Origin of the sequence: Pseudoxanthomonas sp. GW2 (assembly GCF_000283075.1) — a bacterium.
Classification (GTDB): Bacteria; Pseudomonadota; Gammaproteobacteria; order Xanthomonadales; family Xanthomonadaceae; genus Pseudoxanthomonas.
On sequence record NZ_ALIP01000124.1, the window covers coordinates 37,425 to 62,251 of the forward strand.

Sequence of the window (24,827 nt, forward strand, 5' to 3'; positions counted from 1 at the left end):
GGAAAGCCAGCGTCCACTTCACGCCCTTCCAGGTTGATCAGGCGAAGTTCGTTGCTTGACAAAAGGCATATCATGCAACTCATAATGTTGCATGACGAAAAATAGCCAACTCTCGGACGTTTTGCATGTCCTCCTGCATATGGCGCAAGCCGAAGGGCCCGCGACCTCGGAGTTGCTTGCCGCGGCCATGCAGACGAACCCCGTCGTGCTGCGCCGCTTGATGGCCGGGCTCAGGGACAAGGGCTTCGTCCGATCATCCAAAGGCCACGGCGGCGGCTGGGTGCTGTCCTGCGCGCTGGAGGCGGTCACGCTGCGCAGCGTTTACGAAGCGCTCGGCGAGCCATCCCTCGTCTCGCTGGGTTTCCGGGAGAACCACCCGCAGTGCCTCGTCGCACAGGCGGTCAACGAAGCCTTGGGCGTGGCGGTGCAGGACGCCGAGCGATTGCTGCTGGAGCGACTCGGTGAGGTGACGCTGGCCGATCTCGCCAGCGACTTCCGGCGACGCTTGAAGGCTCATCGCCATGCCCCGCACCGGCTTGTGGAGCACGTCCATGAAGGTTGATTTCGCGGTCATCGGTGGCAGCTATGCGGGGCTGTCCGCCGCGCTTCAGCTCGCCAGGGCGCGCCGCGACGTGCTGGTGGTCGATGCCGGACAGCGCCGCAACCGCTTCGTTGACGAGGCGCAAGGGCATTCGCATGGATTCCTCACGCGCGACGGCCAGTCCCCGGGCGCGATGGCGGCCGAGGGCCGCAGCCAGTTGCTGCGCTACCCGAACGTGCGCTGGCTGGACGCTCTGGCCGAGGAGGCGCGTCGCGGCCCGGATGGCCGCTTCGAGTTCTGCGTCTCAGGCCAAGTGGTCAGCGCCGGTCGATTGATCCTAGCCATTGGCGTGCGCGACGAGCTGCCACCGGTGCCGGGCCTGGCCGAGCGCTGGGGCCGCAGCGTATTCCATTGCCCCTACTGCCATGGCTACGAGTTGGACGCCGGGCCCATCGGCATCGTGGCCGCGTCGCCGATGGCGCAGCACCACGGCCTCATGCTGCCCGACTGGGGCAAGCCGACACTGTTCCTCAACGACGCCTATGCGCCGACGCCAGAGGATCTGGCCGCGCTCGCCAGGAGGGGCACGCGTGTCGAATCAACGCCCATCGAGCGCATCGAAGGCGAGGCTGACGTGGTGCTGGCAGACGGACGCATCCTGTCGATGAATGGCCTGTTCACCCAGACACGAGCCCACCTCAGCAGCCCTGTGGCGCAACAACTGGGCTGCGAGATCGAGAAAGGTCCGCTGGGCGAGTTCATCAAGGTCAACGCTGCACAGGAGACGAGCGTGCCAGGGGTCTTCGCCTGTGGCGATGCCGCAAGAGCGGCGGGCAGCGTGGCGTTGGCCGTGGGCGACGGCGCACTGGCGGGCCTGGCCGCGCATCGCTCGACGCTGTTTTGACGGGCGCGGGCAGGCCTGCGGCTCCCTTGCGCCGCAGTCAGAAAAGTATATGATACGTATATGTTTCGTATAAAGTGGACGGCATATGGGCATCGTGAACATCGACGACGATTTGCATGACCAACTGCGCAAGGCCAGCGCGGTGTCGTGCCGGTCGATCAACGCGCAAGCGGCCTTCTGGATCCGGATCGGCATGCTGTGCGAAATGAACCCGACACTGAGCTTCAACGACATCGTCACGCGTGAACTGCGGGCCGCGGGTGTAGTGGCGCAACCCATCAAGATGGGTTCGACATGACCAAGCGACCCGAAGAAATCGCGCTGATGGCGGAGTCGGGCCGACTGCTGGCGCTGGTGTTCGACTATCTCGATCGGCTGAACCTGATCGGCATGTCGACCCTGCAGGTCAACGATCTGGTCGATGCATTCATCGTCCACGAGCTCGTCGCGCGCCCGGCCAGCAAGGGGCAATACGGGTACGCCTATGCGCTGAACGCCTCGCGCAATCAAGTGGTCTGCCATGGCGTTCCTTCTGCCGAAGACATCTTGCAAGACGGGGACATCGTCAATTTCGACATCACACTGGAGAAGAACGGCTACATCGCCGATTCCAGCAAAACCTATCTGGTGGGCGAGGTGTCGCAGCCGGCGCGGCGGCTCGTGCACGTGGCTTATGAGGCGATGTGGAAAGGCATTCAGGCCGTGCGCCCAGGTGCCACGCTTGGCGACGTGGGCCACGCCATCGAGCGACATGCCCGCAGGAATGGCTATTCGATCGTCAGGGAATACTGTGGCCACGGCATCGGTCGTGAGATGCACGAGGCGCCACAAGTGCTGCACTGGGGCAAACCGCGAACGGGGCTAGTACTGCGCGAAGGGATGGTGTTCACCATCGAGCCGATGGTGAATCAAGGACGGCGCACCGTTCGAACCGAGGAGGATGGTTGGACGGTGGTCACCTGCGATGGGCAATTGTCGGCTCAATTCGAACATACCGTTGCCGTCACGGCTCACGGTGCCCGGGTCCTGACCTTGCGGCCCGGTGAGAAATGCCCGACGTGACTTTCATGAATGCGAGCCTTTCATGAGAAACCACATGGTCAAAGACGGACAAGCAGAAAAGGACCCGCGTCATCCACATGAACCCATCGCGGCTCTTGAGAGCCAGCAACTGAAGCGCCTTGAGATGGCCTCGATCATCGAGGCAACAACGCTGGTTCTTTTGGTGTTCGTTGCGGTCCCTCTGCGCCATCTCTGGGGCTGGCCGTATGGCTCGAAGTTCCTCGGGCCCATACATGGGATCGCATTTCTGGCGTACATCTGGACGGTACTGCAAACCGTGTCCGGCGGCGGCTGGCATGGCCGTGAAGTGGCTCGATTGTTTCTGGTCGCGTTTGTGCCATTCGGCGGGTACGCCAATCTCCGGTGGCTGCGCGAACGGGCGAAAACGCTCGCCGATGGCAAGGAGGCTCGATGAGCTTGGCAGCGATTTACCCTTATTTGGTGGCAGCACACGTCACGGCGGTGGTATTTCTGGTGGGCGGCTTGCTTGCGCAAGAACGGATGGTGAACGCCATCTCGCTGTCACCACCAGAAGAACAAGCGGGGATGTTGGCCGCGCTGCAGCGTTTTGAACGTACCGTCACCACGCCCGCATTGCTGTTGACCTGGATCTTCGGATTGTCATTGGCGCTCGGCGCGGGATGGCTGTCATCCCCATGGCTGATCGTCAAGCTGATCTTCGTCGTCGCCCTATCGGCGTTTCACGGCGTACGTTCCGGTCGAATACGACGTTGCCTTCGAACTGGAGCATCTGTAGAGAAAATTCCTGGTGCTGAACTCGGCATCGTCGTTGCGATGTTGGTCATCGCCATCTTGGCGATCGTGAAGCCGGCCTAGAACTGCTATTCACCAGTCGCCCCGCCAAAGAAGGAACTGCGATGGACACGTATCGCCTCCATTACTTCCCCGAGTCAGGCAACAGCTACAAACTGGCGCTGATGCTGACGCTCTGCGGCCAAACCTTTGAGCCCGTCTGGACGGATTTCGGATCGCGCGTGACGTGGACGCCGCAGTGGCGGCGCACGGTCAATCCGATGGGTGAAATTCCGGTGCTGGAGGTCAATGGCCGCAAATTGACGCAGACAGCGCCAATCTTGCTGCAGCTTGCGGCCCAGTATGAGAAGTTCGGGGCGATCAATGACGAGGAGACCTACGAGCTTCTTCGCTGGCTCTTCTGGGACAACCAGAAGCTATCCGGTGGAATGGCGACCTATCGCTTCTTGCGCACATTCACGCCACAGAGTGATCCGGCCGTGCTGGCCTGGCACCTGGCCCGGGTGAAGGATTTTCTGGGCATCCTTGAGCAACACCTTGGCGCGACCCCCTTTGTGGCGTGCGGACGCCTGACCATTGCAGATATGTCGATGTGCGCTTACCTGTCTTACCCAGAGGATGAGACAGGGATCGACCTGACGGCCTCATATCCGAACATTGCGGCCTGGCTGGATCGGCTGGCGCAAGTGCCAGGCTGGAAGTCGCCGTACGAGCTATTGCCTGGCAAGCGGCTGCAGAAATGGGTGGCGTAGGTGCGAAACCTGAAAGCACGGCAAGGCAAGGATATCCAGCGTCGAGGACTGAGGCAGCAGTTTCATTACCGTGTTCCGCGAGGTCTTCGGCACGACGCCGGCCGCTCGACGCACCGGGCCTCATCGCGTCCAGGCCAAGGCCCAGAATGGATCCTCGCGGCTCGGCGCGGCCAGGCGCTGCCAGCCCAGCACCTCGAAGAAGGCCAGGGCCTCGGGGTTGTCCTCGGCCACGTAGGCACGAAAGGATCGGCGCTCGCGCAGCGCAGGCTGCGCCAGCAAGGCCGCCCAGGCCCGCCGTCCCCAGCCTTGGCCGCGGCGCGTCGGATCGACGGCAAAGTCAGTGATGACCCAAGCGCTCTGCTCGGGATCGGGGGTGAGGCCGATGACGGCGACCAGCGCCGCATCGGATCGCACCGCCCATTGCTCGCCCTCGGTGTCGGCCAGGACATGGGCCAGCCAATCCTCGTCCATCGGGCCCAGATGCCGGTTCAAGCGCGCGTCGGCGTACCAGGAGCGGTAGGTGGGGAAGTCCTCGGCGGCAAAGCGTCGCACTTCAAGCTTGGGTTCGGGCGTCACGGGGCGAGGCCAATCTGGAGTTCGATGCGGTTGTCGGACGAGTCGGGGCCGTGCCAGGCGTGGTAGACCTCGCGGGTCTGTCCGCTGGGGGTTCGCCCTGCTGCCGCGATGGCGTCCAGCAGGGCTTGGTAGCCCTGCGTAAACAAGCCCTCCAATGGCCCGCAGTAAACCGTGCGCATGCAAGACAGCGCCGGCAACTCCTCGGTGCCCGGGCCGGACACCGGCAGGCAGATGTCGAGATCAAAGGGGGTGTGCCCGTCGTGCGGCAATCCGTGCGCCGCGAAGATGGGCGGTCCTTGCACGGTACGGCCCTGGGCGCGAGCCAGGGCTTCGAGCTCGGCGCAGCAGGGCCCTGCCATCTGCGCCACTTGCGGCAGCCGCACGGTCAGGCGACGGCGCAGCACGGGGATGACCGGGGTGGTGTGAAGTTCCATGGCAGATCCTTGCATGATGAACATGAATCAGACGACGCTTTCAGCGTTGCGTGAAAGCCAAGCGCGCGCCCAACAGACTCAGCAAGGCCTCGTGGGCAGCCATGGCCTGGGCAGGTGCCTGCTCGGGCAGTGTGGGGCCGGTCACGCACGCGAAAGCCTGCCGAAAACCGGCTGCCAGGCGGGCGTCTCGAAGCACCGGCTGGGTGAACTCGGCGGCAAGGCGCACACCATCGGCGCCCATGTCGTCAGCCCAGGCTCGCAAAACGCCGACGTCTAGGTACAGCATGCGCCAGCGCCGCCCGGCAGGGGTGAGCGCCGCGCCGTCGTGCACCTCACCCGGATTGACCGTGATCACATCACCCGCCCATGCTTCGACGGGGCCCCGCCCTGAGGCCGAACGTTGCGCGCCGCGGTCGATCAGGCCGATGCCGAACTCGTCATGCGTGTGGCGCGCAAATGACCGCGCCGTGTCGCCGACGACGGCGCGCACGCCCTTCAAGGCACCAGGCAGCAGGGTGAAGGCCGCTGGCATGGCGGGCATCATCCCCAGGCGCGGGCCGCCAGCAGCCCCAAGTGGGTGCTGGCGTGCGCGGCCATGGCCGCTTCCAGGCCGTGACGGATGAACACGACGGCGTACACCACGCCGCCCAAGGCATTGAGCACCAGCGTGCGCGCCACGATGGCGGGGCTCAAGTCGATCTGTGCTGCCAGCATCGGCAGGTGGGCCGCGCCGAACGCCAGCGCTGAGACGACCACCGCCAGCACCAGAGCCAGCCGCTGGCGGCGCTCACCCCACACGCGGGCCAATCCCCAGGCCAGCAAACTCATCACGCCCCAGCGCGCGATCACCTCCTCGGCCAGCCCGCCGTAGAGCGGGCCGATCCACCACGGGAACTGGGTTGGGCCGACTGGGCGTGCACCAAGGCCTGCCAGGCGGTGCCCAAGTGCGGCGCCCAGATCCGATCAAGCCCGCGTACGAGACCGCCCACGCACGCACCGAGCAGCAAGACCCCTGCCCATGTCTGGCCAGGCGGGCAGGTGCCTGTGCCGGCCAGCGCGCTGCGCAAGCCCACCCGATGGGCCAAGGCCGCCCCCACCGCGCTGGCGGCCAGCACCAGCAGCCCGGGCTGGACGATCAAGACCGCCCGCTGGGCCCAATGCGGCAGCGCGGCCCACTGTGCGGCGAGGTCCGCGGGCACGGTGGGCAGTGGCTGGCCCAGCAAGGCGAGCACGCCCACCCAGCCCACGAGGGCCACGGGCCAGGTGCGACACCACCACTGGGGCTTCATTGGGGTTGACATGCGGGGTGATGAGTGCGGCAGGACGATTGCCATATTTTCACCGCTGACAGGTTCCTCAGGCCACTTTTGTCGAAGCGGAGTGGGTGCCCCATTGCGCCCGCAGTGCTTGCGCCCTCACCCGTTTCCAGTGAAATGATGAAAACTGCGATCATTTTCCTTCGCAAACCCCAAGACTTCGCGCTGTTCGGACCAATCCCGTGGTATCAGATCGTGCCGGCCGCGCAGGGTCTGCAAGTTCAGGTGTCGCGGCTGCCGGCCATCGAGGATGGCTTCGATGATGTCGGGCGCCAGCATCGTGAGCCGCAGCACCTCGGCCACCCAACCGGGCTCCAGCTTCAGTGCCCGTGCGAGATCGGTGGCGGTCGGGTAGCGCCCCTCGTCGAGCAGGCGCTTCCAGTAGAAGGCCTTGCCCACGGTCTTGATCATCGGGACGTCGAGCCCGCCCGATGCCCGCGCGGCATCCCCGGCCGCCGGGGGAATGAGCAGCTTGCGGTTCTGACGGCGCTTGATCGTGAGCGGCACCAGGGTCACGCGCTGGCGGCCGCTCACGTAGCTGCGGGTCTCGGCCCCGACCTCGATGCGGACGGTGAGGAGGCGCGGGTTGCCAACGACAGTGGTGCGCTTGTCGGTCATACACAGGTCTCCTCGGGCTTGGCGCGCGCCTCCTCGACGAGGGGATGTGCCGCGATGTCCGGGCCGAGTCCGATCCATCCGTCATCGCGCCAAAGGATGTCGAGCCCATGCTCATGCAGTTGGACCCGCTCGATCAGCAGCCGCGCGATGCGTTGCTGCTCGGCCGGAAACAACTGCGCCCACACGGCGCCGATGCGTCGCATCGCCACGACCACCTGGGCTTCGTCGAGAGCCGCGCCAGCGGGGTGACGTTGGCAGGCGCGCCAGGTGCCGATCAGCACCTCCGGCGCCGAGAGCGCCGCGTGGATCTGCGTCAGCACTGCGTTCTCGATCTCGGCTGCGGGCAGGTGGCCGATGTCGGGCACATCCGGCGTCAGGTTCGCGCCCGCATTGCGGCGCTTGTGCAGGTAGGGCACGTAGTAGCGATACATGCGCCCGTTCTTTTTCTTGACGAAGGTGTGCAACATGCGCTGGCCATCGGGCGCGAAGAGCAGCCCGGCCAGCAGGGCCGGATGTTTGGCGCGGTGCTCACGCGGTGCCTGCTTGCGGCGCTCGATGAAGGCGTGGGCCGCCTCCCACAGTTCCTGCGGGACGATGGCCTGGTGCTGAGCGGCGTACCACACACCCTTGTTGCGGATCTCACCCAGGTAGATCCGGTTGCGCAGCAGGGCAAAGATGTACTGCTGATCGATGGGGCGGCCCCTTCGTTGCCGCCCGCCCTGCGTCACCCAGGCCTTGGTGGTGTGCCGTCGATGGACCTGGCCAACAGTTCGGAATTCTGGCTGCCGATGGACGAGGCCGCCGCACGCGAGGTCGAAGCCAAGCTGGCCGGCAAGCGCGACGGCAACGGCAACGCGGACGTGCCGCTGGTCGTGAAGGGGTACGTGTTCCTGGCCTCGGCCATGTCCGACAACGGCGGCGAGAAGGCCACCGTCAACAGCGCCCGGCTGGAAGCGGTCGTGTTCCCGGATGCGTTCGACCTGCTGGTGCCGGGCACCGGCGAGGTGCTGGTGACCCTGGACAAGAAGATCCTGCCGGCCGGCTTCCCGGCCGACAAGTACTTCCTGACCCGTCCGTATGACCGCCACGGCGCGCAGTCCGCCCAGCTGGTCAAGGCGAAGATGGGCATCGAAGGCTGACGCCGTTGCGCATTGTGTAACGGTGCCACCCGGGCTGCGTGGCGTGGCCCGGGTGGTTCAGATGGGAAACAGGGGCCAGGGTCGGGTTTCCTCCGGTTCTGGCCCTTTTGTTCCGGGGCGGTAGCGCACGCGATCCTCGTCATCCAGGAAGCGTGGCGGGCGGGTGCCTAGGCCTTGGCCACGTTCTCCAGCAGCTGCGTGAGCGCCGTGGCGACGTTGGACGAGGAGCGGACGATGGTGGCGATGTCCTCCGCCTTCTTGCGCGCCTCCCTGATCGCCTTGTTCGCAGCCTTGGCGTCGTCGAACAGCGCCTGGATCCTGTCGTTGTTCTTTTCCAGCGCGGCGGTGGCGGCCATGGACCAGTTGGCGTGGTGCTTCCAGTAGTTGGCCTGGATCTTCTGGATCAGCTCCGCGTTGCCCTGGGCGGCGGCAATGTCCGCGGCAAGGTTTTCGGTGGCGTCCTGCAGGGCGCGCTGGAATTCCCTGAGCCTGGTGTCCTTGATCGTCACGGCGCTTCCTCCGCGGCCTGCCCGTCGGGTTCCTCGAGAAGTTCAGCCCACAGCCTGATCTCGCCCAGGGCCCTGGCGACGTCGTCCAGCGATAGCGGCTTGCCGGCCTCGAAGTCCTCGTGCAGGGCGATAAGGGCTTCGAAGGCGCTGATGTGCGACTGGTAGGCCGCGCGGCTCGCGGCGGCGAGGCGGCCGGCCTGGTGTGCGTGGACGGTGCGCGCCAGGGCGAGGACGACCGGATCGCTGGCCTCCAGTTCCATGGCCGCTCCCAGCCGGTTGCGGGAAAGGAAATCGTCGACCAGCGGCCTGGGATCGAGGAGCCCGGCCTGCAGCAGGACATCGGCCAGCTGCAGGCGGTTGGAGTGCAGGATTTCGCTGATGCCCTGGTAGACCTCCGCTTCCTCGCGCAGCAGTTCGAGCAGCCGCTGGTCTATCTCCCCCAATGCCCGGCTGGCTTCCAGCAGGCGTCGCTTCTGCGCGGTCCTGGCCGATTCCCCTGCCGCCTTGCGCGCGATCTTCGTGGCCGGAAGCGCCAGCAAGCTGGTCCCGCCCGACAGCAAGGCCATGGCACCGGCCAGGTTGTTGACGCTGTCGGCAAGCTCGCCGAGGGACTGGTCGATATCGACCGCGGCGTCGTACTCCGCTTCCTCCAGGAAGACGCCATAGGCCGAATGCAGCTGGGACAGGGCGCGGGCCCTCAGCGATATCACCCCTGCAAGCTTTTCGTCCGCCGTGAGCACATCGCCTGGTGCCTGGCTGATCCCGCACGGCGAGGGTGTTGCCGGCGCCGTGCACGTGGCAACCGTCAGCAGCACCGCGCTGCGTTCGGGAAACCCGCCGACCTCGCCGGCCAGGTCGGCCAGCGCGGCCTGGCCCGCTTCGGCGGCCTTCTGTCCGGCAGCACCGAGCTTCAGGGCTTCCTCCCTCGGCACCGAGGCGCATCCGGAAAGGAAGAGCAGCAAGACACACATCAGCACGCGTGACATCCGTTCACTCCCTTGGTCGTGGAACGTGGAACGGGAACTGCGCCAGGAGCAGCGCGGCGTGGTCCTGCGCGCTGCGGAACGACCGGTGCGGCAAAGGTCGGCCCTGACGTGCCGGGGATCCATTGGGAGCCGATCCTGGCAGGCCGGGATGGTGCCCCTGGCACCGGATACATCTTATTTGCGCCGGGGGCAGTGCGGCGGGCGCCGCGCGCCGGCGGCCGCCGGCCGGCCTGGAGCCGCGCAACGGGGTGGTGCGGGTCCGCCACTGGGGTGGAGGCACGGCCGGATTGCGAACGGGGTTGAGCGGGGTCAGGTCCACTTCCGCGGCCTGGACCTGGTCCGGCGCGGCAAGGGTCCGGCCGGTTCCGGAAGATCCAACCGGCCTTGCAGGAGGCGAACCTGACCCCGTCTGCCGTGTTTGCCACCCCGTTTGCCGGCTGATGTCCTGGCTGTCTGGCCGCCCAACGGTGCCATCCGTGGTCCGTTTCAAGCGGCCCGGCCAGGTAATAGAGTCCCCATGGCGGAACGCGCCAGAGTGGGGGGGTAGGGGGATGGCTGGAAAGGCACTGGTTTGCGCCATGACGGCGCTCGCGCTGACTGCGTGCGCGACGACGAAGTACACGATCACGCCGGTCGATACCGGCGCGGCACAGCTGAGCTATTACAACGGGCGGCCGACGGCCGACCTGGAGCTGCGCAACGGGGCGGTGCGGGTCACGCCGCTGGGGGTGGAGGTCAACGGGCGGATCAGCTTTGCCGTGGCCGGCTACAACAAGCTGGACATGCCTTCGGACTTCGGGCCCGGGAACTTCACCGCGCGGGTGGGCGGGGCCTGGGTGCCGGTCTATTCGTACGAGGACCTGGAGCGGGAGGCGGAGTCGGCGGCGACCTGGGCGGCGGTCGCCGTGGCCCTGGCCGGGGTGGCCACGGCGGTGGCGGCCACCAACAACGCCTATACCAGCGTGGACACCACGGTTTACACGCCGCGCGGTCCGCGCCTGGCGCGCACCACCTGGTACGACCCGGCGGCGGCCGCCGCCGGGACCGCCGCGGCCACGGCGCTGGCCGCCGGCGGCATCTACCTGATCGACCGCGAGCTGCACGCGACCCTGGAACGGCTCGGCAATACCATCCTGCAGACCACCACGGTCGGCCCGCAGGAGTCCTGGGGCGGGCAGATCGTGGTCGGCAAGGCCAGGGGCCGGGCGCCGTACGAGGTCGACGTGGTCGCGCACTGGAACGACGAGGACTACGTGTTCCGCTTCCGGGTCGAGCGGCGGCGTTAGCCATGGCTAAGGTTTGCCTCCGCCCGGCCGATAACGGATGCCTTGTCCCTGCCCGCGCGCAGGGCGTCCCCCCAATGCAGGTGATCCGTGAAGCGAATTCTGTCCAAGGCCGCGGCGGCGGCGCTGATGGTGCTGCTGCTGGCCGGCTGCGGCGAGGACCGGCCCAGTGACAAGGTGGCCGAGCCAGTGGTGCGCAAGCTGGCCGAGACCGACCTGGCTGATGGCCTGGAAATCGTGGATTTCCAGCGCAGCAATGGCCAGCTGGATCCGGATTCGGCCAACCGCTACCGGGTGACCTACACCTACAAGCTGCAGCTGGCCAAGCCCTACGGCGAGGTCATCCTCGGCCTGGCCCGCGGCCTGAACGAGGAGCTGCAGCAGTCGGCGGCGCGCCAGGCGCAGTCGGACATGGACTTCGGCGCGCTCCAGGACGGGGTCAACCTGATGCAGTCCGTCATGGTCGCCTCGCAGTGGATCAACGCCCAGGGCGACGGATTCGCGCCGCGTCGCGACGCGATGCTGGCCGCCTGTGCGCCGTGCCGTGCGTTCTGGGAAAGCGCCGATGCGCCGGAGCAGGCCGAGCTGCGGCGGGTGTCCTTCATCGTCGCCTGGAACCACCTGGAGCAGATGCAGTTCGCCGACGACTTCCAGGTCGGCGACGGCGTCGAGCGCCACGCCTGGCACAACTTCGAGAAGACCGAGAAGGGCTGGCTGCCCAGCAACTGACCGCAGGCAGCCGCGCGGCCGGATCCGGCTGCGTTGCATTACACCGGGGCACGGGTGTCCCGTACCCCGGGGTGGCCGTTGCCACGACACGGCCCGACCTCCCGCGCGCCGGAAGGGGCCCGCGCCAGCGCGGGTCCGGAGCTGGCAGCCCGATGGTTCGCGCGTCCACATCCGTCCAGGGACTGACCGATGGTTGCCACCGTCCTCGTAGGCATGCTGTGTGTCTACTCGCTGAGCTTCGCGGTGATGTTCCTGCTCATCGGCCGGCGCCTGGGAAGCGACCGCATGGGCATGGATGCGTTCGCGGCGGGCAATCTCATCCTCGGCGTGGCCTACGTGCTGCAGCTGATGGAGTCGCCCGGATGGGGCTGGATGGGGGTGGTCAACCACTGCTTCACCCTCGGCGCGCTGGTGGCGTACTGCATCGGCGGCGCGCGCTTCTTCGGCAAGCGCGTGCCCCTGCTGCTGCCGCTGTGCGCGGTGGTGCTGGGATATGCCGCGCTGCAGGCGGTGGTGCACTGGGGCCTGGGCGCGGTGGCGCGCTATGCCCTGCTGTCGGCGGTGTGCTCGCTGTGCTTCGCCTTCATGATCGTGGCCCTGCTGCTGGGCCTGCGCAGCTACGCGCGCAACCTGCGCGGAGAGGTGGTGCTGTTCGTGCTGCTGATCGGCGGCATCCTCGTGCTCAACCTGATGAAGCTGGGCAAGCTCGTGGACGGCGGCCTGGAGGCGCTGGACATGGACGCGCGCTTCCAGATGGTCTTCTACATCTACATGTGCTCGCTGGCGACGATCATGCCGCCGTCGTTCGTATGGCTGGTGCTGCGCCGCCTGACCGACCAGTTGCGCGGGATGGCTGCGCGCGATCCGCTGACCCGGCTGCTCAACCGCCGCGGCCTGGCCGAGGCGCTGGAGGCCTGCTTCCAGCGCCCGGGCGCCGATGCGCGGTTGCTGATGATCGACGTGGATCATTTCAAGCGCATCAACGACCGCCACGGCCACCAGGCCGGCGACGCGGTGCTGTGCGCGGTGGCCACGGTGCTGCGCGGTGCCGTGCGCCCGGGCGACCTGGTCTGCCGGATGGGCGGCGAGGAGTTCGCGGTGGTCTGCCCGGGCATCGACGCCAAGGCCGCGTGGAGCCTGGCCGAGCGCATCCGTGGCACGGTCGAGGCCGAGGCCCTGGGCCATGACCCGGCCCATCAAGCCCTGCGCTGCACCGTCACCATCGGCATCTCCGGAAGCTTCGCCAGCACCGCCGCCCTGGAACAGGCCATGCAGGCCGCCGACGCCGCGCTCTACCGCGGCAAGAAATCCGGCCGCAACCGCATCGAAGCGGCCTGAAGTGCAGCCCGGTCCCCGCCTGGGCGGCCTGCACCACCAGCAGGGCCGGTCGCTCCCGCGCGGCAGCGCTGTTCCATTCCCCGCCGCACGCCAGGAGTAGACTCCGCGCATGACCATCGGATCTCCTGCCGACCTTGAGGGCCTGAAAGTCATTGGCGGCATCGTCGCGCGGGTGCGCGAGGCGATGCTGGCGGCGGCCGTTCCGGGCATGACTACCGCGGAACTGGACGCCATCGGCGAACGCATGCTGGCCGACGCCGGGGCGACGCCGGCGCCACGCGCGGTCTACGGTTTCCCGGGCGCGACCTGCATCAGCGTCAACGAGGAGGCCGCGCATGGCGTGCCGGGCCCGCGCGTGCTGCGCGCCGGCGACGTGCTCAACGTGGACGTTTCGGCCGAGCTGGGTGGCTACTATGCCGACACCGGCGGCACCCGCGTGCTGCCCAAGGCCTCGGCGCGCGATACCAGGCTGTGCCACGCCTCGCGCACTGCGTTGGCGGAGGCGCTGAAGGTCGCCCGCGCCGGGCAGCCGCTGAACCTGATCGGCAAGGCCATCGAGGCCACTGCGCGCCGGTTCGGCTTCCGGGTGATCGAGAACCTGGGCAGCCACGGCGTGGGCCGCAGCCTGCACGAGGAGCCGGACCATATCCCCGGCTACTACGACCCGACCGACGCGCGCGTGCTGGAGGAGGGCATGGTGATCACCATCGAGCCCTTCATCTCCACCCGCACCCGCGTGGTCGAGGAAGCCGGCGATGGCTGGACCTTGCTGGGCGCGCCGGGCAACCGCTCGGCCCAGTACGAGCACACCCTGGTCATCACCCGCGACGCGCCCATCGTCCTGACCCTGCACTGAGCATCCCCGGCCGTTGCCAGCGGCCGCCGTGGTGCCGGATGATCCGACGCCGACAGGGCAGGCGCGGGGCGGGGGGAGTTGCCCCGCCACGGGATTGGTGGTCGCCTGCCCGGGGCCACAAGGGGACGGGCAACACAGGTGTTGAAGCAGCTGTTCTGCGCGCTGTTCGTGCTGCTGGGCGCGGCCTTGCTGGCCGCGGGCCTGCACGGGCTGTACCACGCCGCGGCCTCGCGCGACTGGCCGGCCGTGGAAGGCGTGGTGCTGGATGCCGGGCTGGACGTCCGCCGCTCCCACACCTTCCTCCCGCGCGTGCACTACCGCTACCAGGTGCGCGGGCAGTCCTACGAGTCCACCCGCCTGTACTTCTCCGGCCTGCCGGTTTCCAGCGACCGCAAGGGCGCCGAAGCCATGCTTGCCGGCCTGGCACTGGGGCGGAAGGTGGCCGTGTTCCACCACCCCGCCCGGCCGGAGCTTGCGGTGCTGCAGCCGGGGATTACCGCGGCCGCCCGCCTGCCCCTGTTCGGCGGGCTGGCGTTCATGGGCTTTGGCCTGCTGTGCCTGTACCTGGAACGGCGCGCGTGGCGCAGGGTGCGCCCGGCCGCGGAGGCCGGCACGTGAGCGTGGCGGAGTACCTGGTGCGCATGTGGCACGGCGCGGCCGCCGGCGACAGGCAGGCGCTGCTGTTCTGGATGTGGATGTACGCCTCGCTGTGCTGCGGCTACGGCGCGTGGTACCTGCTGCGCATCCGCCGCTGGCCCGCGGTGGCCGGCACCCTGCGCATGCTGGAACAGCGCCAGATCGGCGTGGCCCTGCTCCGGGCGGAGCGTACCTACCGCATGAAGGCCGACTATGAGTACGAAGTGGACGGCCGTCGCTACCGTGGCTCGCGGGTGACGGCCTGGCCGCTGGCTGCCTCCGGCGCCCTCCGCGGCCTGCTCGAGCTGCAGCGCCTGGGCGTGCACGCGGACGGCGACCGGGTGCGGGTGCTGCACCACCCGACCCGCCACCACCGCGCCTTCCTGGTGCGTCCGGGGTGGTTCGGGATCGGTTTCCTGCTGGTCCTGGCCCTGCTGCCACCGCTGCTGTACTTCGCCCACTACGGACTGCGCTAGGCGGCGCGCCCGCAATGTCGATCGGGGCGCGCCCGGGACGTCGTACCGGCGACATCCCCGCGCACGGAGCACGCCATGGGCAATCCAGCAGGGGCCACCGGGCCCGCGTCCTACTTCCCCTCGATCGAACGAACCTACGGCAAGCCCATCGCCCACTGGCTGGCGGTGCTGGACCAGACCGCCGGCCTGGCGCACATGGACCAGGTGGCCCTGCTCAGGCAGACCCACGGCCTGGGCCACGGCCATGCCAATGCCCTCGTCGCCTGGCACCGCAGCCGGCAGGGGAGGGGCGCATGAAGCTGCTGTACAGCCGCAACCCCAACCCGCGCCTGGCCGTGGCCACCGCGCGCTACCTGCAGGCGCCGGTGCAGTTCGAGTTTGCCGCGCCGCTGGCGCCGGGCCAGGCCGAGCGCTACCGCCCGCTCACCCCGGCGCTGCGCGTCCCGATCCTGGTGTACGACGACGGCAGCAGCCTGTGGGAAACCGACGCCATCGCCTGCCGGCTGGCGCGCGAGGTGCGTTCGCCGTTCTGGCGCACCGGCATGGACGAGCCGGCAATGCTGCAATGGCTCAGCTGGGGCAAGCAGAACTTCGTGCGCGCCTGCGACATGGTCCAGTTCGAGTACGTGACCAAGCAGCGCTACGGCCTGGGACCGGTGGACCGGGGCGAGGTGGCCAAGGGCCTGGCGCTGTTCGCCGAAAGCGCCGCGCTGCTGGAGGAACAGCTGGCCGCGCGGCCCTGGCTGTTGCGCGACGGGATCTCCTATGCGGACTTCCGCATGGCCAGCTTCCTGCCGCACCACCAGATCGCCGGCCTGCCGCTGCATGACTATCCGGCGATCCGCGCCTGGTACGCGCGGATCGAGGCGCTTCCGGCCTGGTCCGATCCCTTCGCCGGACTGGACGCACCGGAGCTGCCGCCGGTACCGCAGGCGGCCTAGCTGCCCGCGGCCACGAGGTGCCGGCGATGGCGGACATGCGGTTCCTGGGGCCTGGCCTGGGCTCGCTGGCGTTCTTCGCCGCCGCCTTCGTCGCGCCGGTGGCGGCGCCGCGCTCAGAGCCGGCCGGCGGCCGGATACAGCTCCCGGTCCTCGCGGCGCAGGCGTTCGTACAGCGCCCGCAGCACGGTGTTGGCGTCGCTGCGGAACGCTTCCGGGTCGGCCTGCAGCCGCGCCGGCACCCGCCAGCGCTCGACGAAACGGCCGAAGGCCTCGGCCAGGCCCTGCATCTCGGCCTGGTAGCGGGAGCTGAGCGCGGCCAGGTCGGCGCGGCCGCTGCGCGCCAGGCGCGGGTACAGCACCTGGTCCTCGGCCGCCAGGTGGAACTTGATCAGGCTGGCGGTGCCGACGATGGCCTGGCTGATGGCACCGGCGTTGCCGGCGATCCCGGCCCGTGACAGCGAGCGCAGGGTCTCGATCTGCTCCAGGATCGTCGCGTGGTCGCGGTGGTAGCGATCCATGTCCATGGCGTGTTGCAGTCCTCGCGTGCATGGGCGGATGCCCACGCGCGCACTGTGGCGGTCGCCGCTTCGTGGTGCCCTGACCTGGGTCAAGCGCGGGCCATGCCGGCCGCAATCCGCAGGGCCTGGGCCACGCATGCACGCCGCGGCGCGTGCGGGCAAATGCAGCAGGACGGAGGCGGAGCAGGCGTTGCAGGATGCGGGGTTCCCGCCGGCGCAGGCATGCGCCTGCGTCGACGACCGGTCCGCCCCGGCCCCAGTCCCGGAGGGGTGAACCAGTGTCCGATTGCATGCCAGGGCATTTGGCGGTACCTGTGTGCGGACACCGGGAGGGAGGGGGATCCATGCGCAACAGGCGCAAGCCCAGGTCTTGGTGGTTGCTGCTGGTCGTGCTGCTCGCGCCGCTGGCCCCGCTGGCGCAGGCCCACCCCGGCGGGCTCAACGCCGAGGGCTGCCACCACGACCGCCGCAACGGCGGCTACCACTGCCATCGCGCGCCCGCCGGCAATGCCGCCAGCCAGGCGCAGTCGCTGCAGGCGCCCGCGCGCGCGGCCCCGGCCAATGGCCGTGCCTTCCGCAACTGCGCCGAGGCACGCGCGGCCGGCGCCGCCCCGGTACGCCGCGGCGATCCCGGCTACGGCCCGCACCTGGACCGCGACAACGACGGCATCGGCTGCGAGTAACCGCGCCGCCGCATTGCCTTCCGCCGGAAGCGTGCCGGAAGATGCGGCCGTCTGCGCCGTCCTGCATGCCGTCGGCTGCCGGCGCGCGCGGGCTGGACGGAACCGTGACCAAGGGGAGGATGCGATGCGGATGACCGGAGCGGCCCTGCTGGGCCTGGTGCTGCTGGGCGGCATGGCGGGCGAGGCGCTGGCCGCGGGCAAGGGCGCGGATGCGTGCCAGGCGCTGGTGGGCTTCACCGATGCGCGGCTGCGGCTGGAAGTGACCGCGGCCGAGCGCGTGCCCGCGGCGCCCCCGGGCACGGTGCGCGCGCAGCCCTACCTGCCGCCGGTGGCGGTACCGCTGCCGGCGCATTGCAAGGTCTCCGGCCGGATCAACGACCGCACCGGCGCCGATGGCGTCCGCTACGGCATCGGCTTCGAGCTGGCCCTGCCGGAGGGCTGGAACGGGCGCTTCCTGTTCCAGGGCGGCGGCGGGCTCAACGGTTCGATCGCCCCGGCACTGGGCACCACCGCCGCCGGCGACGCGCCTGCGCTGGCACGCGGCTTTGCCGTGGTCTCCACCGACAGCGGGCACAAGGGCGAGGGCTTCGACGCCTCGTTCATGCGCGACCAGCGCGCCGCGCTGGACTTCGCCCATGCCTCGGTCGGCACCACCGCCCAGGCCGCGCTGCTGCTGGTGGAGCGCTACTACGGCAAGGCGCCGCACCATTCGTACATGGCCGGCTGCTCCACCGGTGGCCGCGAGACCATGCTCGCCACCCAGCGCTATCCGGAGCTGTTCGACGGCGTGATCGCGGTGGCCCCGGCCATGCGCACCGGCTTTTCCAACCTGGCCCTGGCGCATGCGCGCAGCAGGTTCATGCAGGCCGCGCCACGCGATGCCCAGGGCAAGCCGCAGCTGGCGCGGACCTATTCGGCCGCGGACAAGGCACTGGTCCTGAAGGAACTGCTGGCGCAGTGCGACGCCCTGGACGGCCTGGCCGACGGGGTGATCGAGAACGTGCTGGCCTGCCGCTTCGAGCCGAAGCGCCTTCAGTGCAAGGCCGGCAAGCAGGACGGCTGCCTCTCCGCGGCCCAGGTCGCGGCGCTGGAGGAGGCGTTCAAGGCACCGCGCGACGCGGCCGGCGCGCCGCTGTACGTGGACTACCCCTACGACACCGGCATCGTGTACGAGGGCCCGGGCATCCCCGGCTTCCTGCCGGCCGAGGGCCCGGACATCCTCGCCGCGGTGATGCCCCCGGCCGAGGGCTTCGACGCCGATGCCCAGGCCCGCCGGGTGCGCGCCGACGCGGTGCAGATGCTGACCGACACCGACACCTGGACCAACCTCGGCGGCTTCCTCGGCCGCGGCGGCAAGGCCATGTACGTGCATGGCGTCAGCGATCCCTGGTTCTCGGCCTGGGACACGCTGGACTACTTCAGGCGTGCCGAGGCGGCCAACGGCGCCCAGGCCTGGAACGACGCGGCGCGGTTCTACTTCGTGCCGGGCATGGGCCATTGCGGCGGCGGCACCGCGCGCGACCAGTTCGACCTGCTGACCCCGCTGGTGGAGTGGGTGGAACAGGGCCGCGCGCCCGGCCGGGTGCTGGCACGCGGGGCTGCCCTGCCGGGCGAGCGCCCGCTGTGCCCGTACCCGACCCATGCGCATTACCAGGGCGGCGATCCGGCCCACCCGGACAGCTACATCTGCCAGGCCGGCGACTGAGGCCGGCACCGGCCTGTTCCCTCCATGCGCGGCCGCCTGGCCGCGCCGCGATGCCGCTGCTGCTCGCCACGCCGTTCTTCGGTCCGGGCGCACCTGGGTGCGCGACCAGGGGCGCGGCCCTGGCGAGGCGTTCGCGCCCACGTTGCGGCGACAGCGGTTGCCCGTGTGTCCGATGGACGCCGCGGCTGCCCGGCGTGCGGGTCGCCAGCCGTACCCGCGCCGGGTTCCATGCCGTGCGGCGTCGGGCGCCGGCGGACCTGCTGTAGGGGCTTCCCCGATGGCCAGGCCGCGGGGATGCCGGGACACTAGGCCGCGCCGGGGGCGTGCGCGGGAGCCGGTCGCCAGCCCGGGACCCGGGCGGACACCGGCCCAGGCCTGCGCGCTCCATACGCACCGTTCAAGTCCGGCGGGCGGCGGCCGTTAACGATGGTGTCGGACCTCGCCTGCTGTTTGCGCGGGGTGCGACTTCCCAGTCCAGCGAGCGGTCCTGATGGTTTCCACTGCATTCCGCACCGACGGCGAAGGCGATCCCGTGAACCCGCCGCGGCGCTATGGCCTGTTGCGGCGGTTCGAGCCGCAGCTGGAGGCCGAATACCGGCTGTTCCAGGACGCTGCCCTGATGGCGCGCATCCGCTGGGCACTGGGGGCTGCGGTCGGCGTGCTGCTGGCCTACGCCATCCTCGACCTGTTCGTGGCGCCCCCGCCGATCATGGGCGAGGTGGTGTTCCTGCGCCTGCTGCTGATGGTGGCGCCGCTGGTGCTGCTGCTGGCCGCCTCGTTCCGCGAGGAGTGGCGCGGCATCCTGCACCGCCTGGCCGGCCTGGCCTGCCTGTGTCCTGGTCACCCGCACCCGCGCCCTGGGCATGCCGCTGGACTACGAGGGCGTGCTGCTGGTGCTGATGTACCTGTACGGCTGCGGCGCCATGCGCCTGCACACCGCGATCCTGTGCGGCACCACCACCACCGTGGTGTATCCGCTGGCCGAAGCGGTGGCCGGCCTGCCGGCCGACGAGCTGGCCATGCGCACCGTGTTCACCGTCACCACCAACATCATCGGCATCATCACCGCCTGGGTGCTGGACCAGGAGGGGCGCGGCAACTTCCTGATGGCGCGCCAGCTGCGCGGCATGGCCCACCGCGACTACCTCACCGGCCTGCCCAACCGCCGCGCCTTCGCCGAGCGGATCGACGCGGTGTGGCAGCGCGCCCGCGCCGAGCAGCGGCCGCTGGGCATCGCGCTGATGGACGTGGACTGGTTCAAGGCCTACAACGACCGCTACGGCCATCCGGCCGGCGACCGCGTGCTGCGCGCGGTGGGCCGGGTGCTGGGCGCGCACGCGCGCGGGCCGCTGGACATGGTGGCCCGCCACGGCGGCGAGGAATTCGTCTGCGTCTGGTACGACGCCAGCCTGGCCGACGTGGAAACCACCCTGGCGGCGATCCATGCCGACATCGCGGGCCTGGGCATCGAGCACGAGGGCTCGCACGTGCCCGGCAAGCGGCTGACCCTCAGCATCGGCCTGCACTACCTGTACCCGCAGCCGGGCAGGGCGGTGACCGAGGCGCTGCTGCGCGCCGACCAGGCGCTGTACGAGGCCAAGGCCAGCGGCCGCCACACCACGGTGGTCACCCTGGGCGACCAGGGGCCGGCGCCCCTGCCGGCCGAGGCGGCGCAGCTGGAAGAAGCCACCCTCGGCTGAGCCGCCGCCCCGGGGACGTCGTCCGCACGCGCGGGCATCGGGCCTGCGGGGCAGCCGTGTCCCGGCGCCTCCGCGCCAGGCTGCATCCGCCCCTGGTCCCGGCAACCTGCCGCCGGCACTGCGCAGGAGCTAGCAGGGCCCCTCGCGCGGGAACGAGCCGGCCAGCGCCACCTCCAGCAGCAGCATGAGGATCAGGCCGCGCGCCCCGAACAACAGGCTGCAGATCGCCAGCAGGCCCAGGGCGATGGCCACCAGCTGGCGCCGGCGGCGGACCGCGGCGCGGCCGCCGCGTGCCAGGTAGGCGGCCAGCGCCGCGCCCAGCCCGGACAGCACGCCCAGGAACACGTTATCGCGGCCGGCGAAATCGGTGAGCGCCGCCAGCCCGGCGACTTCGGGGGCGGCGACCCGCGCCAGCAGCCAGGTGCCGGCGACCGCGGTGGCCGTGCCGGCGCTCCAGGCCCAGCGCGACCAAGCGGGAGAACGGGACCTGCGGTCGGCCCGGGGCCGGTGACCGCCACTGTCGCGGCCACCGCCCGCCGCGGCGCGAGGATCAGCTGTGCACATATCGACCTGTGGGTTGTTTCCCCTGCAGCGCAAGCTTCCCGTGCCACTGGGGGGGCGCGCTATCAGGGAATTCTGACCCCTTCACGGAAGTTCACACTTTCACGGGTCTCACGTCGATGAACCCCCGCTGCGGTGCGCACCCGTGCAGCGCCGGTTTTTCACCGTCGTTTGTCCGCGCCTGCGGAAGGCTGCGGGGACACACACGACGGAGGACCCTCCATGAACACCCGGAAGATGCTTCGCCTGCTGGCCGCCGCGCCGCTGCTGCTGGGAGCCGGCGTGGCCGGCGCGCAGCAGACCTACGGACCGGAGGACGAGGGCCGCCGCTTCAGTGACGGCAGCCGCGTGGTCTGCGAGGAAGTCGAGGTCGCGCAGAACACCAAGGATCCCAACCGCATTGCCGGTACCGCCACCGGTGCGGTGATCGGTGGCCTGCTCGGCAACCAGGTCGGCGGTGGCAAGGGCAAGAAGCTGGCCACGGTCGGCGGCGCGGTCGCCGGTGGCGCCATCGGCCGCAACATCCAGGGCAACAACCAGGAACGGCGCGGCCAGCGCCAGGTCGAGACCCGCTGCGAGCGCGTCTGGCGCTGATCCCCACACAGGAGCCGGAAATGGCCAGTCCCGAGGAACTCGAACGCAAATTCTGGAAGGCGCTGAAGTCGGACATGACCGTGATGCTGGGCGTGGACGGCATGGAGGACGGCCACACCCGGCCGATGACCGCGCAGCTGGAGCACGAAGGCCATGGTCCGATCTGGTTCTTCACCTCCACCGACAACGCCCTGGTGCGCGAACTGTCCGGCCCGCGCCGGGCCACGGCCGCGTTCGTGGCCAAGGACCACGACCTGTTCGCCAGCATCGGCGGGCAGCTGGCGGTGGATACCGACCGCGCGGTGGTGGAGCGGCTGTGGAACCCGTTCGTCGCCGCCTGGTATGAGGGCAAGGACGATCCGAAGCTGGCCCTGCTGCGCCTGGACCCGGACCAGGGCGAGGTCTGGCTCAACGAGAACAGCCTGTTTGCCGGGGTGAAGATGCTGATGGGCATCGACCCCAAGCAGGACTACAAGGACAAGGTCGCGCGGGTCGACCTCGGCTGAGGCAGGCCGGCCGGAAAGGGGGCGGCGGAGGCGCGCCCGGCGCGCCTCCGCTGTTGTCCGGCGATGCTGCCCTGCAAGGCACGGCGCGCCCGGGCCTTGCCTTGCCGTTGCGGCGCTCAGCGCCGCGTGTATCCGTCGTCCGGGAACAACAACCGCTCGGCGCCGTGCCAGGCGTCCCACACCGCGTCGCGGGCGTTCTCCCAGTCCAGGCGCGAACTGCCGCGCGCGCTTTCCCAGCCGCGCTCCAGTTCCTGCTCCAGTTCCGCGTCCCAGACCCGCCCGCGCAGGTTGCTGCGGGCGTAGGTACCGTAGCGGTAGGCCGGCCGGTAGTCCTCGTAGTCGTAGTCGCTGAGGTAGTAGTCGGCCGCCTCGTACTGGTCGGCGTAGTAACCGTCGGTCGCCTCGTAGGCGCGGTAGGTGCGGTCCGAGCGCTCGAACGCGTCGCGCACCGCGTCGCGTGCCTGCTCCCAGGTCAGGCGCGAGCCGCCCCGGGCCTGCTCCCAGCCGGAGCGGGCGCGTGCCTCCAGCGAGGCGTCCCAGCGCTGGCCGGCACCGGACTGCTCGCGCACGTCCAGGCCGTAGCGGTAGGCCGGGGCGTAGTCGCTGTCGTAGTCGAAGCCCGGGTCGTTGTAGGGGCGGTTGGCGTACTCGGTGCGCCAGTATTCGGCCTCGGCAGTGGGATCCAGGCGTTCGGCCACGTTCTTGCCGGCGGCGGCGCCGGCAAGCGCGCCGACCGCGCCGCCGACCAGCGTGCCGATCGGTCCCAGCAGCGAGCCGACCGCGGCGCCGGCGACGGCGCCGCCGGTGCCACCCACGCCCACGCCCACCGGATGGGAACCGGGCGCGCCGGTGATCGGATCACGGTTGAGGTCACGGGGTTCTTTGCTCATGGGCTCACCTCCAGGAGACGGCCCTTGGCGGGCCGGGGAAAACCCGCACCCTTGCACCGGCACCGTTCAACGGCCGTGTGCCGGGTGTCAGCCGCGGATGAAGGCGCGGCCTCGCGAGGGCAAGTCTAGAATGGCCGACCCCACGTTTTGCAAGGAGTTCCCATGGCCACCTACCTGATCACCGGCGCCAACCGCGGCATTGGCCTGTCGCTGGCGCAGCAGCTGCGGGCACGCGGCGAAACCGTCATCGGCGTGTGCCGCCAGGCCAGTGATGCGCTGCGCGCCAGCGGGGCGGAGGTCATCGACGGCGTCGACGTTTCCGATGCGCAGGCCGTGGCCACGCTGCCGGAGCGGCTGCAGGGCCGGCGCATCGACGTGCTGGTGCTCAACGCCGGCATCTTCAGCAACGAGACCCTGGAGGCGCTGGACGCGGATGCGTTCACGCGCATCCAGCGCCAGTTCGAGGTCAACACCCTCGGTCCGCTGCGCGTGGCCGCGGCGCTGCAGGCGCAGCTGGCCGACGGCGGCAAGATCGGCATCATCACCAGCCGCATGGGCTCGGTGGAGGACAACGGTTCCGGTGCCTACTACGGCTACCGCGCTTCCAAGGCGGCGGTGAACGCGATCGGCAAGTCGCTGGCGGTGGACCTGGCTCCGCGCCGGATCGCGGTGTTCCTGCTGCACCCGGGACGGGTCGGCACCGACATGCTTGGTGGCCAGGGCGACATCGGTCCGGACGAGGCGGCAGCCAACCTGATCGCGCGCCTGGATGGCCTGACCCTGGCCGAGACCGGCAGCTTCTGGCACGCCAACGGCACGCCGCTGCCCTGGTAAGCCGCTTCCTCCCTGCAGGCGGGCGGTCCTGCCTGCCGGGAGCATGCCGATGCGGCGGCCAGGCCACCGTGCCGGGCATTCGCAGGTACGTGCGATACCCCTCATCCGGCACGGCGGATCCACTGGCCTGGAAAGGCGATGGTGCCGGGCTCCGGCCGCAGGAGCCCGGACTGCCGCATGGCCGGCGTCAGCCCCCAAACCCCGGACTGGCCTGGGCCGCGCGTGGCGGCTCGGATTCCTCGCCGTCGAAGGTGGCGGCGGTATCGGGCGTGCCGCCCAGGCCGACGACGTCGGAGCTGGCGCGGGCTTCGTCGCCGCCGTCGATATCCTCGCGGCGGGGATCGCCATGCGGCGGCGTGGTGCCGGCATCGTCCGCCACGGCGTGGCTGGAACCGCCGTCGGACTTGTGCCGCTGCCAGGCGCGGTAGGCGACGACGCCAAGCGCGGCAACCGCTGCGGTGCGCAGGATTCCCATGGTCTTGCTCCTCAGTGTTCGCGGGGAAGGAGATCCGAGGTTGGAGCCTGTGCGGTTAGGCGGACGTGACCCGGCGGTGCAGGCGCCGTCATCCGCCGCGCGGATGAATGCCGGCCGCACGCGGCGCCGATTCCACGGGCGTTTCATGGAGCGCGGCGCAGCATCCGGACGGACATATCCCGATCCGGAGCGCACCATGGGCAAGCCACCCAGCACCCACGACGAACGCCAGTCCGCCTACCGCGGCAAGGGCCCCGACACCGATCCGTCCGGACACGGCCGCGAGGATCCGTCCGCGCCGCTGCCCGCGGAGGGCTCAGGCGAAGGCTGGTACCCCCGCGGGCACGGCAAGGGCGGATCGCTGGGCGAGGGCGAGCCGGAAGGCCGGCCGCGCCGCGATGGCAGCACCCAGCCGGACTTCGGCCAGCACGACGCGCTGGAACAGGCCGCCGGGCGCGACCGCGACGACGACTGAGCCGCCGCCCATGTCC

General features: G+C 69.7%; 34 protein-coding genes and 1 pseudogene. 23 read left to right on the top strand and 12 right to left on the bottom strand.

All coding sequences use genetic code 11. The annotated features are described in order from the left end of the window. Positions 1-91 precede the first annotated feature (91 nt). The 7 genes from B351_RS0110720 (at position 92) to B351_RS0110740 (ending at position 4,033) form a co-directional block, all read left to right on the top strand. Entirely contained in the window at positions 92-562 is a 471-nt protein-coding gene (locus B351_RS0110720; protein WP_019399041.1) for an Rrf2 family transcriptional regulator, read from the top strand. Further along, entirely contained in the window at positions 552-1,445 is an 894-nt protein-coding gene (locus B351_RS0110725; protein WP_019399042.1) for an NAD(P)/FAD-dependent oxidoreductase, read from the top strand. Before B351_RS0110720 ends, B351_RS0110725 begins: the two co-directional genes overlap by 11 nt. Positions 1,446-1,530: 85 nt before the next feature. Further along, entirely contained in the window at positions 1,531-1,743 is a 213-nt protein-coding gene (locus tag B351_RS0110730) for a ParD-like family protein (protein WP_019399043.1), read from the top strand. After that, the gene (gene map, locus B351_RS0110735) at positions 1,740-2,507 is read left to right on the top strand and encodes a type I methionyl aminopeptidase (RefSeq protein ID WP_019399044.1); all 768 of its coding nucleotides are present in this window, start codon (positions 1,740-1,742) and stop codon (positions 2,505-2,507) included. Before B351_RS0110730 ends, map (B351_RS0110735) begins: the two co-directional genes overlap by 4 nt. A gap of 34 nt (positions 2,508-2,541) precedes the next feature. Next, the gene (locus B351_RS16645; protein WP_083852435.1) at positions 2,542-2,922 is read left to right on the top strand and encodes a DUF3817 domain-containing protein; all 381 of its coding nucleotides are present in this window, start codon (positions 2,542-2,544) and stop codon (positions 2,920-2,922) included. Further along, positions 2,919-3,344 carry a CopD family protein gene (locus B351_RS17360; protein ID WP_083852436.1) on the top strand — a complete coding sequence of 142 codons (426 nt, stop codon included), beginning with the start codon at positions 2,919-2,921 and terminating at the stop codon, positions 3,342-3,344. The genes B351_RS16645 and B351_RS17360 overlap by 4 nt, the downstream gene beginning before the upstream one ends. A gap of 41 nt (positions 3,345-3,385) precedes the next feature. Next, on the top strand, positions 3,386-4,033 hold the full coding sequence (locus tag B351_RS0110740) for a glutathione S-transferase family protein (RefSeq protein ID WP_019399045.1): 648 nt from the start codon (positions 3,386-3,388) through the stop codon (positions 4,031-4,033). A 120-nt stretch (positions 4,034-4,153) separates the two neighbouring features. On the opposite strand, the gene B351_RS0110745 is transcribed toward B351_RS0110740, so the two are convergent. The 6 genes and pseudogenes from B351_RS0110745 to B351_RS16665 form a co-directional block, all read right to left on the bottom strand. Next, positions 4,154-4,609: an N-acetyltransferase gene (locus tag B351_RS0110745; RefSeq protein WP_019399046.1), complete on the bottom strand. Its 456-nt coding sequence runs from the start codon at positions 4,607-4,609 to the stop codon at positions 4,154-4,156. After that, positions 4,606-5,043 (bottom strand): transcriptional regulator, encoded by a 438-nt coding sequence (locus B351_RS0110750; RefSeq protein WP_026010617.1) that lies wholly within the window; start codon positions 5,041-5,043, stop codon positions 4,606-4,608. The genes B351_RS0110745 and B351_RS0110750 overlap by 4 nt, the downstream gene beginning before the upstream one ends. A gap of 40 nt (positions 5,044-5,083) precedes the next feature. Beyond that, entirely contained in the window at positions 5,084-5,575 is a 492-nt protein-coding gene (locus B351_RS16650) for an AraC family ligand binding domain-containing protein (RefSeq protein WP_050992198.1), read from the bottom strand. Positions 5,576-5,583: 8 nt separating this feature from the next. Beyond that, a complete protein-coding gene (locus tag B351_RS16655) occupies positions 5,584-6,000 on the bottom strand; it encodes a type II CAAX prenyl endopeptidase Rce1 family protein (RefSeq protein ID WP_083852437.1) in 417 nt (138 codons plus the stop codon). A gap of 458 nt (positions 6,001-6,458) precedes the next feature. Continuing rightward, positions 6,459-6,977: a hypothetical protein gene (locus B351_RS0110765; RefSeq protein WP_019399051.1), complete on the bottom strand. Its 519-nt coding sequence runs from the start codon at positions 6,975-6,977 to the stop codon at positions 6,459-6,461. Beyond that, positions 6,974-7,717, bottom strand: a pseudogene (locus tag B351_RS16665) (recombinase family protein); the annotation flags it as partial. The pseudogene B351_RS16665 and the gene B351_RS0110765, both read right to left, overlap by 4 nt. Before the next feature lie 12 nt (positions 7,718-7,729). Between B351_RS16665 and B351_RS17815 the strand changes: the two are divergent. Continuing rightward, on the top strand, positions 7,730-8,116 hold the full coding sequence (locus B351_RS17815) for a hypothetical protein (RefSeq protein WP_019399053.1): 387 nt from the start codon (positions 7,730-7,732) through the stop codon (positions 8,114-8,116). Positions 8,117-8,283: 167 nt separating this feature from the next. Here B351_RS17815 and B351_RS0110775 read toward each other — a convergent pair whose 3' ends face one another. Next, a complete protein-coding gene (locus B351_RS0110775) occupies positions 8,284-8,625 on the bottom strand; it encodes a hypothetical protein (RefSeq protein ID WP_019399054.1) in 342 nt (113 codons plus the stop codon). Further along, positions 8,622-9,611 (bottom strand): hypothetical protein, encoded by a 990-nt coding sequence (locus B351_RS0110780; RefSeq protein WP_019399055.1) that lies wholly within the window; start codon positions 9,609-9,611, stop codon positions 8,622-8,624. The genes B351_RS0110775 and B351_RS0110780 overlap by 4 nt, the downstream gene beginning before the upstream one ends. 578 nt (positions 9,612-10,189) lie before the next feature. Between B351_RS0110780 and B351_RS0110785 the strand changes: the two genes are divergently transcribed. The 8 genes from B351_RS0110785 to B351_RS0110820 all read left to right on the top strand — a co-directional run bounded on the left by B351_RS0110785 (position 10,190) and on the right by B351_RS0110820 (position 15,870). Next, positions 10,190-10,897, top strand: coding sequence for a hypothetical protein (locus B351_RS0110785; RefSeq protein ID WP_019399056.1), 708 nt, complete (start codon positions 10,190-10,192; stop codon positions 10,895-10,897). An 87-nt stretch (positions 10,898-10,984) separates the two neighbouring features. Continuing rightward, complete coding sequence (locus B351_RS0110790; RefSeq protein ID WP_125108907.1) at positions 10,985-11,623, top strand: hypothetical protein; 639 nt, start codon at positions 10,985-10,987, stop codon at positions 11,621-11,623. A gap of 189 nt (positions 11,624-11,812) precedes the next feature. Continuing rightward, entirely contained in the window at positions 11,813-12,961 is a 1,149-nt protein-coding gene (locus B351_RS0110795) for a diguanylate cyclase (RefSeq protein WP_026010618.1), read from the top strand. Positions 12,962-13,070: 109 nt separating this feature from the next. Further along, positions 13,071-13,817, top strand: coding sequence for a type I methionyl aminopeptidase (gene map, locus B351_RS0110800; RefSeq protein WP_019399059.1), 747 nt, complete (start codon positions 13,071-13,073; stop codon positions 13,815-13,817). A gap of 141 nt (positions 13,818-13,958) precedes the next feature. Further along, a complete protein-coding gene (locus B351_RS17125; protein ID WP_019399060.1) occupies positions 13,959-14,435 on the top strand; it encodes a DUF3592 domain-containing protein in 477 nt (158 codons plus the stop codon). Then, entirely contained in the window at positions 14,432-14,929 is a 498-nt protein-coding gene (locus B351_RS0110810; protein ID WP_125108905.1) for a DUF3592 domain-containing protein, read from the top strand. Before B351_RS17125 ends, B351_RS0110810 begins: the two co-directional genes overlap by 4 nt. Before the next feature lie 75 nt (positions 14,930-15,004). Continuing rightward, positions 15,005-15,226, top strand: coding sequence for a DUF4287 domain-containing protein (locus B351_RS0110815; protein WP_019399062.1), 222 nt, complete (start codon positions 15,005-15,007; stop codon positions 15,224-15,226). Then, positions 15,223-15,870: a glutathione S-transferase family protein gene (locus B351_RS0110820; protein WP_019399063.1), complete on the top strand. Its 648-nt coding sequence runs from the start codon at positions 15,223-15,225 to the stop codon at positions 15,868-15,870. Before B351_RS0110815 ends, B351_RS0110820 begins: the two co-directional genes overlap by 4 nt. A gap of 113 nt (positions 15,871-15,983) precedes the next feature. On the opposite strand, the gene B351_RS0110825 is transcribed toward B351_RS0110820, so the two are convergent. Then, positions 15,984-16,394, bottom strand: a complete 411-nt coding sequence (locus B351_RS0110825) for a hemerythrin domain-containing protein (RefSeq protein ID WP_019399064.1) — start codon at positions 16,392-16,394, stop codon at positions 15,984-15,986. A gap of 338 nt (positions 16,395-16,732) precedes the next feature. On the opposite strand from B351_RS0110825, the gene B351_RS0110835 reads away from it, so the two are divergent. The 3 genes from B351_RS0110835 to B351_RS0110845 all read left to right on the top strand — a co-directional run bounded on the left by B351_RS0110835 (position 16,733) and on the right by B351_RS0110845 (position 20,476). Next, complete coding sequence (locus tag B351_RS0110835) at positions 16,733-17,071, top strand: excalibur calcium-binding domain-containing protein (RefSeq protein WP_083852439.1); 339 nt, start codon at positions 16,733-16,735, stop codon at positions 17,069-17,071. A gap of 130 nt (positions 17,072-17,201) precedes the next feature. Then, positions 17,202-18,776, top strand: a complete 1,575-nt coding sequence (locus B351_RS0110840) for a tannase/feruloyl esterase family alpha/beta hydrolase (protein WP_019399066.1) — start codon at positions 17,202-17,204, stop codon at positions 18,774-18,776. Between the two features lie 863 nt (positions 18,777-19,639). Beyond that, entirely contained in the window at positions 19,640-20,476 is an 837-nt protein-coding gene (locus tag B351_RS0110845; protein WP_019399068.1) for a GGDEF domain-containing protein, read from the top strand. A gap of 129 nt (positions 20,477-20,605) precedes the next feature. On the opposite strand, the gene B351_RS17670 is transcribed toward B351_RS0110845, so the two are convergent. Further along, entirely contained in the window at positions 20,606-21,040 is a 435-nt protein-coding gene (locus tag B351_RS17670) for a hypothetical protein (protein ID WP_125077285.1), read from the bottom strand. A 219-nt stretch (positions 21,041-21,259) separates the two neighbouring features. On the opposite strand from B351_RS17670, the gene B351_RS0110855 reads away from it, so the two are divergent. Together B351_RS0110855 and B351_RS0110860 are read left to right on the top strand one after the other, a co-directional pair. Next, positions 21,260-21,631 carry a glycine zipper 2TM domain-containing protein gene (locus B351_RS0110855; protein WP_019399070.1) on the top strand — a complete coding sequence of 124 codons (372 nt, stop codon included), beginning with the start codon at positions 21,260-21,262 and terminating at the stop codon, positions 21,629-21,631. A gap of 20 nt (positions 21,632-21,651) precedes the next feature. Then, a complete protein-coding gene (locus tag B351_RS0110860) occupies positions 21,652-22,137 on the top strand; it encodes a pyridoxamine 5'-phosphate oxidase family protein (protein WP_019399071.1) in 486 nt (161 codons plus the stop codon). A gap of 116 nt (positions 22,138-22,253) precedes the next feature. Here the strand turns inward: B351_RS0110860 and B351_RS0110865 are convergent, their stop codons facing one another. Next, positions 22,254-23,027: a glycine zipper domain-containing protein gene (locus tag B351_RS0110865; RefSeq protein WP_026010621.1), complete on the bottom strand. Its 774-nt coding sequence runs from the start codon at positions 23,025-23,027 to the stop codon at positions 22,254-22,256. A 162-nt stretch (positions 23,028-23,189) separates the two neighbouring features. On the opposite strand from B351_RS0110865, the gene B351_RS0110870 reads away from it, so the two are divergent. Next, positions 23,190-23,861 (top strand): SDR family oxidoreductase, encoded by a 672-nt coding sequence (locus B351_RS0110870; RefSeq protein WP_019399073.1) that lies wholly within the window; start codon positions 23,190-23,192, stop codon positions 23,859-23,861. A 187-nt stretch (positions 23,862-24,048) separates the two neighbouring features. Here the strand turns inward: B351_RS0110870 and B351_RS0110875 are convergent, their stop codons facing one another. Beyond that, positions 24,049-24,336, bottom strand: coding sequence for a hypothetical protein (locus B351_RS0110875; protein WP_019399074.1), 288 nt, complete (start codon positions 24,334-24,336; stop codon positions 24,049-24,051). Positions 24,337-24,532: 196 nt separating this feature from the next. Here B351_RS0110875 and B351_RS0110880 point away from each other — a divergent pair, with 196 nt between their 5' ends. Continuing rightward, positions 24,533-24,811 carry a hypothetical protein gene (locus B351_RS0110880; protein WP_019399075.1) on the top strand — a complete coding sequence of 93 codons (279 nt, stop codon included), beginning with the start codon at positions 24,533-24,535 and terminating at the stop codon, positions 24,809-24,811. The last annotated feature ends 16 nt before the right edge of the window (positions 24,812-24,827 follow it).

Coding starts and splice junctions, on each gene's coding strand:
- B351_RS0110720 (WP_019399041.1), top strand. CDS start 92: ATGACGAAAAATAGCCAACTCTCGGACGTTTTGCATGTCCTCCTGCAT.
- B351_RS0110740 (WP_019399045.1), top strand. CDS start 3,386: ATGGACACGTATCGCCTCCATTACTTCCCCGAGTCAGGCAACAGCTAC.
- B351_RS17815 (WP_019399053.1), top strand. CDS start 7,730: ATGGACCTGGCCAACAGTTCGGAATTCTGGCTGCCGATGGACGAGGCC.
- B351_RS17360 (WP_083852436.1), top strand. CDS start 2,919: ATGAGCTTGGCAGCGATTTACCCTTATTTGGTGGCAGCACACGTCACG.
- B351_RS0110780 (WP_019399055.1), bottom strand. CDS start 9,611: ATGTCACGCGTGCTGATGTGTGTCTTGCTGCTCTTCCTTTCCGGATGC.
- B351_RS0110765 (WP_019399051.1), bottom strand. CDS start 6,977: ATGACCGACAAGCGCACCACTGTCGTTGGCAACCCGCGCCTCCTCACC.
- B351_RS0110730 (WP_019399043.1), top strand. CDS start 1,531: ATGGGCATCGTGAACATCGACGACGATTTGCATGACCAACTGCGCAAG.
- B351_RS0110785 (WP_019399056.1), top strand. CDS start 10,190: ATGACGGCGCTCGCGCTGACTGCGTGCGCGACGACGAAGTACACGATC.
- B351_RS0110825 (WP_019399064.1), bottom strand. CDS start 16,394: ATGGACATGGATCGCTACCACCGCGACCACGCGACGATCCTGGAGCAG.
- B351_RS16645 (WP_083852435.1), top strand. CDS start 2,542: ATGGTCAAAGACGGACAAGCAGAAAAGGACCCGCGTCATCCACATGAA.
- B351_RS0110845 (WP_019399068.1), top strand. CDS start 19,640: ATGCCGCTGGACTACGAGGGCGTGCTGCTGGTGCTGATGTACCTGTAC.
- B351_RS0110795 (WP_026010618.1), top strand. CDS start 11,813: ATGGTTGCCACCGTCCTCGTAGGCATGCTGTGTGTCTACTCGCTGAGC.
- B351_RS0110725 (WP_019399042.1), top strand. CDS start 552: ATGAAGGTTGATTTCGCGGTCATCGGTGGCAGCTATGCGGGGCTGTCC.
- map (WP_019399044.1), top strand. CDS start 1,740: ATGACCAAGCGACCCGAAGAAATCGCGCTGATGGCGGAGTCGGGCCGA.
- B351_RS0110835 (WP_083852439.1), top strand. CDS start 16,733: ATGCGCAACAGGCGCAAGCCCAGGTCTTGGTGGTTGCTGCTGGTCGTG.
- B351_RS0110880 (WP_019399075.1), top strand. CDS start 24,533: ATGGGCAAGCCACCCAGCACCCACGACGAACGCCAGTCCGCCTACCGC.
- B351_RS0110855 (WP_019399070.1), top strand. CDS start 21,260: ATGAACACCCGGAAGATGCTTCGCCTGCTGGCCGCCGCGCCGCTGCTG.
- B351_RS0110865 (WP_026010621.1), bottom strand. CDS start 23,027: ATGAGCAAAGAACCCCGTGACCTCAACCGTGATCCGATCACCGGCGCG.
- B351_RS0110870 (WP_019399073.1), top strand. CDS start 23,190: ATGGCCACCTACCTGATCACCGGCGCCAACCGCGGCATTGGCCTGTCG.
- B351_RS17670 (WP_125077285.1), bottom strand. CDS start 21,040: ATGTGCACAGCTGATCCTCGCGCCGCGGCGGGCGGTGGCCGCGACAGT.
- B351_RS0110815 (WP_019399062.1), top strand. CDS start 15,005: ATGGGCAATCCAGCAGGGGCCACCGGGCCCGCGTCCTACTTCCCCTCG.
- B351_RS0110860 (WP_019399071.1), top strand. CDS start 21,652: ATGGCCAGTCCCGAGGAACTCGAACGCAAATTCTGGAAGGCGCTGAAG.
- B351_RS0110875 (WP_019399074.1), bottom strand. CDS start 24,336: ATGGGAATCCTGCGCACCGCAGCGGTTGCCGCGCTTGGCGTCGTCGCC.
- B351_RS16650 (WP_050992198.1), bottom strand. CDS start 5,575: ATGCCAGCGGCCTTCACCCTGCTGCCTGGTGCCTTGAAGGGCGTGCGC.
- B351_RS0110820 (WP_019399063.1), top strand. CDS start 15,223: ATGAAGCTGCTGTACAGCCGCAACCCCAACCCGCGCCTGGCCGTGGCC.
- B351_RS0110840 (WP_019399066.1), top strand. CDS start 17,202: ATGACCGGAGCGGCCCTGCTGGGCCTGGTGCTGCTGGGCGGCATGGCG.
- map (WP_019399059.1), top strand. CDS start 13,071: ATGACCATCGGATCTCCTGCCGACCTTGAGGGCCTGAAAGTCATTGGC.
- B351_RS0110750 (WP_026010617.1), bottom strand. CDS start 5,043: ATGGAACTTCACACCACCCCGGTCATCCCCGTGCTGCGCCGTCGCCTG.